The organism is Pseudomonas sp. CFBP 13710 (assembly GCF_014842235.1).
Taxonomy (GTDB): Bacteria; Pseudomonadota; Gammaproteobacteria; order Pseudomonadales; family Pseudomonadaceae; genus Aquipseudomonas; species Aquipseudomonas baltica.
In genome coordinates this window covers 1-11,113 of record NZ_JACYVJ010000015.1, presented here as the reverse complement: position 1 = coordinate 11,113, position 11,113 = coordinate 1, and the positions used below count along the sequence as shown (strand labels likewise).

Annotated in this window: 10 protein-coding genes; 4 read left to right on the top strand and 6 right to left on the bottom strand. The window is 50.0% G+C overall.

Translation table 11 applies throughout. The features are described 5' to 3' along the window. Positions 1-84: 84 nt before the first annotated feature. Positions 85-1,113 carry an AraC-like ligand-binding domain-containing protein gene (locus IFT44_RS20310; RefSeq protein WP_197976574.1) on the top strand — a complete coding sequence of 343 codons (1,029 nt, stop codon included), beginning with the start codon at positions 85-87 and terminating at the stop codon, positions 1,111-1,113. A gap of 20 nt (positions 1,114-1,133) precedes the next feature. Then, a complete protein-coding gene (locus IFT44_RS20305) occupies positions 1,134-1,625 on the top strand; it encodes a VOC family protein (RefSeq protein WP_192047593.1) in 492 nt (163 codons plus the stop codon). 382 nt (positions 1,626-2,007) lie between these two features. Here IFT44_RS20305 and IFT44_RS20300 read toward each other — a convergent pair whose 3' ends face one another. The 3 genes from IFT44_RS20300 to IFT44_RS20290 form a co-directional block, all read right to left on the bottom strand. Further along, the gene (locus tag IFT44_RS20300; RefSeq protein ID WP_192047592.1) at positions 2,008-2,310 is read right to left on the bottom strand and encodes a monooxygenase; all 303 of its coding nucleotides are present in this window, start codon (positions 2,308-2,310) and stop codon (positions 2,008-2,010) included. A gap of 58 nt (positions 2,311-2,368) precedes the next feature. Then, complete coding sequence (locus IFT44_RS20295; RefSeq protein ID WP_192047591.1) at positions 2,369-2,794, bottom strand: organic hydroperoxide resistance protein; 426 nt, start codon at positions 2,792-2,794, stop codon at positions 2,369-2,371. 164 nt (positions 2,795-2,958) lie between these two features. Further along, on the bottom strand, positions 2,959-3,648 hold the full coding sequence (locus IFT44_RS20290) for a DsbA family protein (RefSeq protein ID WP_199861568.1): 690 nt from the start codon (positions 3,646-3,648) through the stop codon (positions 2,959-2,961). 235 nt (positions 3,649-3,883) lie between these two features. Here IFT44_RS20290 and IFT44_RS20285 point away from each other — a divergent pair, with 235 nt between their 5' ends. Beyond that, the gene (locus IFT44_RS20285) at positions 3,884-4,822 is read left to right on the top strand and encodes a LysR family transcriptional regulator (RefSeq protein ID WP_197976572.1); all 939 of its coding nucleotides are present in this window, start codon (positions 3,884-3,886) and stop codon (positions 4,820-4,822) included. Between the two features lie 821 nt (positions 4,823-5,643). Here IFT44_RS20285 and IFT44_RS20280 read toward each other — a convergent pair. The 3 genes from IFT44_RS20280 to IFT44_RS20270 all read right to left on the bottom strand — a co-directional run bounded on the left by IFT44_RS20280 (position 5,644) and on the right by IFT44_RS20270 (position 9,331). Continuing rightward, the gene (locus tag IFT44_RS20280) at positions 5,644-6,927 is read right to left on the bottom strand and encodes an ABC transporter substrate-binding protein (RefSeq protein ID WP_192056636.1); all 1,284 of its coding nucleotides are present in this window, start codon (positions 6,925-6,927) and stop codon (positions 5,644-5,646) included. A 106-nt stretch (positions 6,928-7,033) separates the two neighbouring features. Continuing rightward, positions 7,034-8,302 carry a DUF1479 domain-containing protein gene (locus IFT44_RS20275; RefSeq protein WP_192056638.1) on the bottom strand — a complete coding sequence of 423 codons (1,269 nt, stop codon included), beginning with the start codon at positions 8,300-8,302 and terminating at the stop codon, positions 7,034-7,036. A gap of 156 nt (positions 8,303-8,458) precedes the next feature. Then, positions 8,459-9,331, bottom strand: a complete 873-nt coding sequence (locus IFT44_RS20270) for a helix-turn-helix domain-containing protein (RefSeq protein ID WP_192056639.1) — start codon at positions 9,329-9,331, stop codon at positions 8,459-8,461. 167 nt (positions 9,332-9,498) lie between these two features. Between IFT44_RS20270 and IFT44_RS20265 the strand changes: the two genes are divergently transcribed. After that, positions 9,499-10,782: a sugar MFS transporter gene (locus IFT44_RS20265; RefSeq protein WP_192047587.1), complete on the top strand. Its 1,284-nt coding sequence runs from the start codon at positions 9,499-9,501 to the stop codon at positions 10,780-10,782. The last annotated feature ends 331 nt before the right edge of the window (positions 10,783-11,113 follow it).

Genomic DNA, 11,113 nt, shown 5'->3' with positions numbered 1-11,113 from the left:
TTTCGAAGCGTCGGTGCTAGGGTGATCAGGGCTTCGAATAACAAAAAAAGCTGGATACCAGCCACCTCCGAGGAGGGCCTTACCGTGCAGAGTTATTTTTCTCCCCCGACTAAATCTGGCAGGAGCCTGCTACCTTTGGGCTCTGTAGAGCAGCTCCTGAGCACGCCTGATAAATTGCTATTCGCCTCTTCAAGCCTGGAAGAGGCTAGGTCGATGGTCAGCCGGGTCATGAAGCCGCATCGGATTATCCAGATGGACAGATCGGAGAAACTAGATGCGAAAATGCATCACCTTGCGCTAGGTGAGATTTCTATCAGTCGCCTGAGGTACGGCGCGAAAGTGGAGATCGACTGCGACCCCCTAGACGGATGCTTCCTTATTCAGATGCCGATGGGCGGCACGGCGAATATCACCGTTGGCAATCATGGACTCGTCGACGGTGGAGAGGTCGCAACTGTCCTGAGCCCATCGGACGCGGCCCATATGCAATGGAGCCATGACATGGATCAGCTGATCATGAAGGTTTCCCGAAACCTTCTAGAACGCACCCTGGTCGGCCACTTAGGGCACTCGTTACACGAACCATTGAGGTTCGAACATGCGTTCGCTTGGCGAAGCAGTCCTGCCTGGCGTCACCTACTTTCATATCTGATGGAGTGCGCAGTTCAAGCCCCTGACTTGGCACAGCATAAATTCGTGCTCCCACAGATCGAGCAGTTGACAACCTCGATCCTTCTGGCCACTCATCAGCACAATTACAGTAAAGCCGCTCCCGAACGCCGCCATAGCATCTTGCCTCGCCACGTGCGACGAGTGCAGGACTTCATTACCGCCCACGCGCACGAGCAAATTTCGCCCGAGCAGTTGGCTATGATCGCAGGCGTGAGCCTGCGCAGCCTTTATTCAGGCTTTAAGGAGTTTCTGGGCATCAGTCCCATGCAGTACCTGCGCAATCTTCGTATGGAAAGCGTGCGTGAGGAACTGGTGAGCGGGGAAGCAAATAACGTTGCGGGCGTAGCCCTACGCTGGGGCTTCGCCCACCTAGGGCGTTTCAGTACCGAATACAAACAAAGGTATGGAGAAACGCCCCGACAAACCCTCAGGCGAGCCTGAGCTTTCAAGGAGTAAATCATTTGATAACAAGATCTTTCACCGCCCCTCATTTTGGATTAACTGTTCCTGACTTGGCAGCAGCGATTGCATGGTACGTTGAAACCTTGGACTTTCGGCTTCTCGCAGGGCCGCTGTCCGTTAGGGAAGACGACCAGCCACTCGGCCCAGCAGCGGCGCAGATCTATGGTCACGGTTTTGGAGCCTTTCACTTCGCCCACTTGGCAACGAGTGACAACGTCGGCCTTGAACTTTTCCATTTTGAAAAGACCGAGACCGATCCTGGAACCGAACATTTTACCTATTGGCGCAAAGGCTATAACCACCTGGGATTAACCACGCCGGACATACACCAAGCCGTGGAACGCCTTGAAGCTGCAGGCGGTAAAGCAAGAACGGAGATACTCACGATCAATCCAGTGAAAAACTACAAGATCGTATACGGCGAGGATCCGTGGGGAAATACCATCGAGTTTTGCTCTCATCCGTACGTCGAGATGTGGGAAAGCGTCTAATTTAAATCTCGCCAGCAATGTAAGCGGATGCTTAGTACACAAGGATGTGGCAGGGCAGGTATAAGAAAGGTATCAGTTTGGCAATGAAACAGGCGGCACAGAACTTATTTACATAAAATCTGTTAGATCGACATATAATAAAATGCTTAGTTTTTTATAACATTTACACGAGATCTTTTTCGCACAGAAAACCTGAACACGGACTGACCAGCTCCATAGATCAGACCCAATTAAGAAATTGGTGGCCGGCTTTACTAAGTAGCGGAAAACAAGGTTCTGATGCATCGAGGAGAATAAGAAGATATATGATCATCGACTTCCAATAGTCCTCAGTAGCAGAAAAAGATAGGCCGATAGACAGCCTGAGCCTATAGAGTGTCGATCATATTGGCCCATGATCTAGCTCAGTCAGTCCCTGGTGTACTGCGAAGACTTTTCCCTTTATATCTGAAATTCCAAAACCTTGTAATCGCGAAGAGTGCATCTCCAAATAAGCTATCGCACTGGGCTCATCGCTGAACAAATAAATCCCGCCAGCCTCCTGCTGTTGCTCGTTCACTGTCCAGACTTTCCAGATTAATCCGGGCTCCTTAGCTATGGATCTTGCGATACCCTCCATTAATACATACATATCTTCACCCCATGGGCCATTATAAGGAAAATCGACTTGAAGTATGTATGACATCATTCCCCCTACTACACGAAAACTGCACGAAAAGGGCAGCCTAGCCGCCCTCAGTGCTTTAGATCAACGTCAGTTTGACATTGATATTCCCACTGGTAGCATTCGAGTAAGGGCAAACAATATGCGCCTTCTCAACTAACTCCTGAGCCATACTTTCATCCAGTTCGGGTAGCGAAATTTTTAGCTCAACCTCGATACCAAAACCGGTAGGAATTGGGCCGATACCTACAAAACCGTCGATGCGGGTGTGTGCTGACAACTTGATTTTTTGTTGACTTGCAACAAAGTTCAAAGCGCCAAGGAAGCACGCGGAATAACCCGCAGCAAAAAGCTGTTCAGGATTGCTACCGGATGCGCCATTTCCTCCTAGCTCACGGGGCATTGTGAGTGCAACATCAAGCACACGGTCGTCAGTATGGGCTCGGCCTTCACGACCACCCGTAGCTTGGGCATGCGCAACGTAGAGTATTTCTTCAACAGGCATAAATCGCTCCAGTTTTATACAAAAAAATTAAATTAACCGCCCTTGTTTTCTTGGGCACAAAAAGACAACTCAGCAGACTGCGGAAAAGCTAATTAACTCGATAAAGTTTATAAGCGTCTAGCCGCTGATAATTTTATGACCCATAAACCCACCAATCTGATAGACTAACTCTTCAGTTGTCGTGAAACTGACTGTAAGTAGCGTTGTTTTCTGATCGTTTTAATCAATACTGTAGGGAATGAACGAACGCCCCAGTGCCGACACCGGCTGAATGCCTTATTTACACGATTCCTGGCTTCAGTAGCCTCGTAATTACGCAAGAAGTTTCCATAATCCAAAGCTATTTCAGCACACGGCCCCTCATAGAAACCAGTGCAAGTTGCGTCATGACCGTCTACATAAAGTGTTTTTTGTACGGCAGAGAAAAACCTCAATACGATTTGTTCACTACCATCTTGTCCGAGCAGTAGATCTTGAACTGTCGCCACTGCTCTACAAAACGGTTCTGTATCGTAATAAAAGTCTTCCGCGTCAAGTAAAGAATAACCGAACGGTTGACCGGTCACCTTTGAAACGTGCTGCCACTCATTACGAATAAGTTTTTTGAATCCAGCATCCCACGGATCTCCGCCGCCTGCTCGCAAGCCTCCCATCGTTATTGAAAACTGGACTCCTATGAGTGCACAGAATTCCGCAGCCCCATGTACAGCCGGAGGAATTCTCCAGCACCATGAACACATAGGATCACCCACATATCGCACTGTTAATTTTCTGTGTCCAGAACCTTGGTACTGCTCTTCAGGCTCGGCTCTCACAATGCTGCATGCACCCATATCTGCATCACAATTCATCATGACTTAACTTCCGGAGACGATTCTTTACACGAATGTTTGCGGTTCTGATACGACCCAGCACTGACCAACGCAAAAGTTTAGCCTAAGAGCTCGAAACAGGCATAGTCCAGGCTCAAATTCTTCATGTGGCTAATCGTAAGCTGGCCAAAAAAGCAAGCATACTTTAACTGATTGAGGCTCGTAGAGATATATGCTAAAAGCATGATTCTTTGTTCAACATTCAGGAACAGTAGGTTTGGACAAATTATCGGCAATGACCACGTTCGCTACCGTGGTGGAAGCAGGCAGCTTTACTAAAGCAGCGCAATCACTTGGGCTACCCAAAGCAAGGGTGTCGCAACGGGTCTCAGATTTGGAGCACTTGCTCGGAGTCAGGCTGCTCCATAGAACCACTCGTTCCTTGAACCTTACAGAGGATGGAAAGGCTTATTTTCCTCGATGTCTGGCGGTTTTGCAGGAAATTGATGACTTTGAAAGCGCTCTCAACAGCAGCGCTTCAAATCCGCGCGGGCGCGTCAGAATCGAGGCGCTGGTTTCAGTCGCACGCTGGGTAATATCTCCACACCTGCATGAATTCAAAACGATGTATCCCGATCTTTCCGTAAGCCTTAGCAGCAACGACAGGATTAGTCATCTATTGGATGAAGGAATTGATGTGGCGATTCGGGGCGGGCACTTGGACGATTCAAGCCAGATCGCCCGGTACATATGCGATGTTCAGTTTGGCCTTTACGCCTCAGCCCTATACTTCGATCACCATGATAATTTAAAGCATCCGCATGCTCTGCATTCTCATCAATTGATTTCTTGGTTCGGCGGCCAGCAAAATCCATTCTCCTGGAACCTTTTCTCGCCGTCGGAGCAATATGAAGTCACTACCAGGGATGGACTGCACTTCGATGACCCAGAAGTTGCCATTGCCTCATGTATGGCAGGTGGAGGTATCTGCCCAGGCTCACCTTTCGCAGTCGAGCATTGGGTGAGATCAGGGCTACTGATTCCTGTCCTTCCAAACTGGAGCTTCGCGCCCAAGCCTATTCACCTCCTCTATCCCACCAACAAGCATCTAGCACCGCGCGTCCGCTGTTTTGTTGACTGGATGCTTGAACTGGCGAAGAGAAGTCACACGATTCGTATGACCCCACGTGAACTCGCGGACAGCTTGTCACAATAACGGATTTGAGTAGCTTTCACTCGCTATTGGAAAAATCGGAGAACAAAGCCACGATTGAGCCAAGGTATCGAACATCAATGAAATCTTATCCTGCGGTGATCCTGGTGCATTGCAATCCAAGCGCCTTAATGTGAAATCGACCATTACTGTATCAACTCTTAGGAAACCAACCAGTAGTTTAGCCCCACTCGCGTTTAAGCCCCTTCGTTTTGGCGTAGCTGCCGCTTGGCGGCAAGACTCCTGCAGTTAAAGCTCATTAGCTGTGGATCCACTAAATGGACGGAAACAAACAGTGGGGTTGCCCAGTCTTTGTCTAAGAAACAGATATTGCAGTCTTTTAGTTGATGGTTCGAATGCTGCCTACGTGGATAGCGTCATCGTCTGCATTTGATAGCGTTTAGACGCCTGGCCATTTAGTTCTTCCATCAGTACGCGGCAGGTTTCCAATGCGATTAAGGCAGCAACGCGCATAGGCAGATGATGCCGGCTGCCAGCCCCCCGATTATTAGCAAATACCGTTCAAGCCTGACAGATAGAATGGTGCCAATGCTCTGCGCTACTACCGTAATGGCGCGCTCAATCCGCTAGGCGAGCACCTGATTGATACCGATGATGATCTCTCAAATATCGTAAGGTGAATGGTTTTTCGCCCCTTGATGCTGTTCATCTTACGACTGACCAATCGGGTTATGAAGTTCAGACAAGCCGCCCACCTGGAGGAAGCGCGGGCACTGGCGAAAATTAACACGGCAAGCGTGGTTTTTTACGCTGTCTCCTTCAAGATCTGCCGGGCTACTGCAGGTCTAGAATTACGCTGAGCGCTATTGGGAGGCCGCTTTCATCGCAGTGAACAGCTGTCTACCTGCCTTGCTCGGCTCGGCGCTCTTGTCGCTCAAGAAATTGCTGACAACATCGAAAACAGCTCCTTGCACTGCCTGCGAGGTTGACATGTTGAACGCCATGCTCGGCTCGAGTGTGCCAGCCTTCTCCGCTTCGGCAAAATCTCTGGCTGAAGCCTGTGCACAACTATCGAACTGACTCATGTCCAGGCCCTTGATCACTGGGATTGAGCCTTTGTTCTGATTGAAAACGTACTGGAACGTAGGCTCCATAGCAACTTTAGCTAGGTAGTCGCGTGCCGCATTGTTACCGTCCGTATCGTTCTTATTGGACAACTTGAACATTGCCAGAGAATCGATGGTGTAGGTGTAAATACCTTGCGATCCTGGGAACGGTACGCACTGGTAATCGGTATCAGCCAGCTTGCCGGCCGCAATCCACTCACTTTTGGCCCAGTCCCCCATGATTTGCATGCCGGCATTGCCATTGATGACTTTCCCGGCTTCCAGGTTCCAGTCTTGACCAGCACCGTCGGGATCCATATATGTTTGAAGCTTACGAAGCGCCGTGAATACATCCTTCATTTTAGAGCTCGTCAGCGTCTGCTCGTCAATTTCTACAAAGGCTTTTTGAAAGCCATCGGCTCCTATAATGCTCAGCACGAGATCTTCAAATACAGTGGTGTCTTGCCAGGGTTGGCCACCGTGTGCAATCGCAATGAAGCCTGCCGCCTTGAGCTTGTCGCCCGCAGTATAGAGTTCCTCGAGGGTTGCCGGCGCCTTGTCCACGCCGGATTTTTTTAACACTTCAGGATTTATCCATAGCCAATTGATCCGATGTATGTTTACCGGTACCGCTACGTAGTTACCATCATATTTCATGATATCGGCGATCGCTTTTGGTAGGAGATTATCCCAGTCGTTCGCTTTGGCGACGTTGTCGATACTGGCTAACAGACCCAAGTTGCCCCATTCTTGAATATCCGGCCCCTTGATCTGCGCTGCGGACGGCGGATTGCCGGAAATTGTGCGTGTTTTCAGCACGGTCATAGCCGCAGCTCCGCCGCCGCCTGCCACGGCACTGTTTTGCCAAGTGAAGCCATCTTTTTCGATAATCTGTTTAAGTACATCTACCGATTTTGCTTCTCCCCCCGATGTCCAATAGTGAACGACTTCAACAGTGCCCTTGCTTTCGGCAGCCTGCACTATGATAGGGATAAGTGTGGCCAAGGAAATGGTTACGGCAAAGCGATTGGTCTTGTTCATCTTTACACCTTTTTTGTTTTTATCAGCGAGGCATGCGAAGCTTGCTGTTACAGCAACGTCTTTGCATTGAGGGTACGCCAGATTCAGCAACAACCATCACAGGCGATCAGCGAATGCCCAATCCGTTGCGACCAAGAGCGTTCAACTGATCTGGTGTGAATCGGTCTTGCCACGCAGTTTCGTAATGTTCTGGCGGAAAATCATCTGGCGATTTTCCCGCCTCAAAGGCTCTTCGTACGTCGTGAGCATATCTAAGATTCTTTGGGCACATGGGTGCTGCTGGTACATACATCACATTACCCCAGCCTTCTTGGTTTTCGACGGGTGCCACACTGTGGATGATGTCGCAGTGCCACCAAACTGAATCACCTGCCTCGACATCGGGGATCGGCGTCATTCCCTGCACCAGTAGCGGATGCCATTTTTGTGAAACTGGCAGTACCTTACCCGGTGCTACACCACACAACTCATCCTCTGGTACGTCTTTCAACAAAGGTCTCAGAAGCATATAAGCCATCGCTTTCGGAATGGGCAAGGTATGCAGCACTCCCTGACTGGCTTTCATGTCAGAGAGGGCTGTCCACCCTTGAAAAGTTCTGAAAGCCGAGCACTTTACCGTGTCTCTGTAAGCGTATTCATCCACTTCAGTGCGGTGCGCTGCGTCCCACGGATCATAGGACTTAAAATCGTTGCTATAGATTTTATCGAAAACCTTAAGGTAAGCCGGATGTAGCCATCGCTCCAAAGCGCCTGAATCAGTGTGAGGCCCCAACCCTTTAGAGGTGGTACCCGGTGGACGGCGGCGCACACGATCGGGGTAGAGAGCGTTAACGTCCGGATTGAACCACTCGTGACCCTGGGAGTGGATTTTCCATAGCCTGTTCAGAAATGATTGAGCTGCGGCCATACGCTCATCTTGGCGAAGTTGCATCTGCGAGTTCGACCAATAAATTGGGAAAATCTCCGGTCGCGAAGCGTCAAGGTTGCCAAAAAACTGATCTACAGGCCCGCGATACACCCGATCAAAATCATTCCTATCTAGATACTCAAGTAGGTTCCTATCCCAAGTCAGGACTTGCTCTCTCTGGAAGTGGTTTTTTATGACCAAGCAGCCGCGACGTTTGATTTGCGCCAATTGCTCCTGTGTCACGTTCCTATTGGCTATGGCGTCGAACTCGAGCAGAGGCAAACCCGACCCGGTCATCGCTTGCTGCTCCTTGATCGATGCGATTTCGGTTGCAATGAACTCGCTGACCTCGGCGAAAAGCGATTCGACATCGCCTATTTGCGCACGCAACGTCTTTTTCATTTTGACGATGCTGTCTTTGTAGTTTTCGGGGAGGTCTACACTTTCGAAAGATTGATACTTGGTCATAGGACACCTGAATTCTTATTTTCCCGCAAGCATCAAACCACCAAAAAGACGATTTCGGCAGTCACGTTCCCGGCGTTGGCTAATATGATTCTGGCGTTTTCTGAGCTTGCAGAACGATCAAGCTAATGACCAGCCTCTGTCGGTCACATGGCGGCATCATTTGAAATGGCGCCCATGCTGGCGCCGGAACTCTGATGGTGTCACGCCTTTTTGTACCTTGAATTGACGATTGAAGAGTGCTTGAGAGGAGTAGCCTACTTGCTCGGCGATCGTTGAAACGGGCAAGTTGCTCTGCATCAATAGCGAGCATGCATGCCCGGTACGTAATCGGACGATGTAATCCAAAGCTGTACACCGAGTGTGCTTTTTGAACATGCGATGAAATGCTGAAACGCTGACACAGGCTACGTCTGCGAGCGTCGGCAGACTAAGGGAGGTCGTGTAGCGAGCGTGAATATGATCGAGGACTCGACGGATCCGGGCATCCTCGATGATTTGACTGGATGAATCCGAAATTGCCGCTACGGAGATTTTCCTGGCATCCGTATCTTGAGACAGCTTGCTCAGGACTACTAACAGCGAAACCAAACGTTGCGAAGCGTCCTGATCCACCATCGATTCAATGATAGGACGAAGCTCACGCGAAGCCGCTTCAGTGAAATGCACCGCTGTCTGTGCAGCACTCAGTAGAGTTCGAATAGCGCCCATTTCTGGGAACAGAGCTACGAGCGACTCGGCCCATGAATCAGAAAACCAAATCACTAAAGCAATATAGGGTTTCGCCGGGTCGTAACGCTCGACTGACGACCAGCTGTGCGGAACATTAGGGCCCACCAGCACCAGGTCGCCATCCTCGTACGGCGCTACATCGTTGCTGATGTAGCGGTGCCCACGACTGTTCAATGTGAGCGTCAACTCATATTCTGGGTGATGGTGCCATTCAAATGGTATCGCGTCGGGTAAACGCCTGTTCAACATCGTCAAGGAGGCATTAGCTTCGGTCGGAACTTGTTCGAAACTGGGTCTCATGAGCGCATGCTGCCTTGCAGGGATATGAACACGCCACAATCGTACCATCGAACGCCATTAGTGGCACTGCCCTACCCATCCAAACCTCGGCATCCTCCTTGATCGCCACGGTCGGAAAAATCGTGGTGCCAACCCTCCTACCAAAAAGACAATAGGGAGTGCCTGTGATGCACGGGACAACTGCTGCGAAAGTACAGACATCGACACCCGCCCATCCCAACGTCCAACGCCTCAGTTTTCTCGTTTTCTCGCTATTCTTCATCTTTGGGAGCATTACCAGCCTGAACGATGTATTGATCCCTAAACTCAAACATCTCTTTAGCCTAAGCTATGCCGAAGCCATGCTTGTTCAGTCGTCATTTTTTCTTGCCTACTTCCTCGCCTCAATTCCAGCAGGCTTGCTGATCGCACGAATAGGTTATATGCAAGCTGCCACGGTTGGTCTACTTACCATGGCCGCAGGTTGCCTACTGTTCATTCCGGCAACTCAAATAGGATTATTTGCAACGTTTCTAGGAGCGTTATTCATTTTGGCGACCGGGGTCACCATCGTGCAGGTGGTTTCCAACCCCTTGATATTACTGCTCGGTTCTTCCAGCTCCGCACACAGCCGGGTAACGTTCGCCCACGCGTTTAACTCTCTAGGAACTACCCTAGCGCCCTACCTAGGCGCAATTTTGATTCTCGGGACGCTCAATGATTTCGATCCTTCAGTATTGAACGGCTCCGCGCTAACTTCTTTCCTCGCTGAAGAAGCTGAGGTTATCAGCAATACTTATGTGGGGATTTCACTCGTGCTATTGGTTGTCGCCGCGATCATTTGGCATCAGCGAAAACAGCTACCAGCGGAAACCAAACCTGAGCCCAGCAATCCGCTGACAGCACTTAAACTTCTCAAACGCCCGCGATTCTCCCTCGGTGCGGCGTGCTTGTTCTTTTATGTTGGCGCCGAGGTCGCTATTGGAAGCTTACTAACCAACTTCTTGATGCAAACTTCAACCTTTGGCTTCGATTCTGAAACAGCAGGCAAATACGTTGCCTATTATTGGGGTGGCGCGATGGTAGGTCGTTTTATTGGTGCGGCCCTCCTTAGAAGGTTTGCCCCGGGAAAACTGCTTACCTACGCTGCGAGTGGAGTGATCATGCTTCTGAGTCTAGCAGCCTCTGCCGAAGGTATATCTGCTGGCTGGGCAATTTTGGCAGTAGGATTATTCAACTCGGTTATGTTTCCTACTATATTCGCAATGGCCTCCGAAGGGCTGGGCGAAAAAGCGGCGCAAGGTTCAGGCCTCATATGCTGCGCTATCGTGGGTGGCGCTATTATTCCGCCCCTCACCGGTTTTGTTGCGGACTTAAACACTCTGTCATTTTCGTTGGTTGTGCCTGCAGCTTGCTACGCGGCTATCGCGTTCTACGGATGGTTTGCACGCAAACCTGAAATTTCCAGTTGACCTGAGCGGGAAATGCAGTGCCGTCACAGAAAAAAATGCTAATAGGGAATTGCGGTGCTCGTTCTTGAAGAGCCCCTAGGTGCAGGTCGTTTGATTTGCGAATGCGATGGAACCTCGATCGAAAGCGCCCCAACGTTCACGATTCGGGGATCTTTCGACCGGCATTCGACGTTTTTCGCATGCTTTCAAAGAGCTGTGTCATGCCGGTAGCCATTCATGCAGCGTATGGATAAGCGAGGTTACCAGTCTGGACATGCGTGGTGTTTGGATGAAACCTCTTCTGCTCCTGCTCAATGTACCTGCGGCGAAATGGCGCACCCTTGTAAAATGT

Bases quoted from the DNA above. Each gene is read 5' to 3' on its own strand.
- IFT44_RS20300 (WP_192047592.1), bottom strand. From the start codon at position 2,310: ATGTCATACATACTTCAAGTCGATTTTCCTTATAATGGCCCATGGGGT.
- IFT44_RS20295 (WP_192047591.1), bottom strand. From the start codon at position 2,794: ATGCCTGTTGAAGAAATACTCTACGTTGCGCATGCCCAAGCTACGGGT.
- IFT44_RS20290 (WP_199861568.1), bottom strand. From the start codon at position 3,648: ATGATGAATTGTGATGCAGATATGGGTGCATGCAGCATTGTGAGAGCC.
- IFT44_RS20280 (WP_192056636.1), bottom strand. From the start codon at position 6,927: ATGAACAAGACCAATCGCTTTGCCGTAACCATTTCCTTGGCCACACTT.
- IFT44_RS20275 (WP_192056638.1), bottom strand. From the start codon at position 8,302: ATGACCAAGTATCAATCTTTCGAAAGTGTAGACCTCCCCGAAAACTAC.
- IFT44_RS20270 (WP_192056639.1), bottom strand. From the start codon at position 9,331: ATGAGACCCAGTTTCGAACAAGTTCCGACCGAAGCTAATGCCTCCTTG.
- IFT44_RS20265 (WP_192047587.1), top strand. From the start codon at position 9,499: ATGCACGGGACAACTGCTGCGAAAGTACAGACATCGACACCCGCCCAT.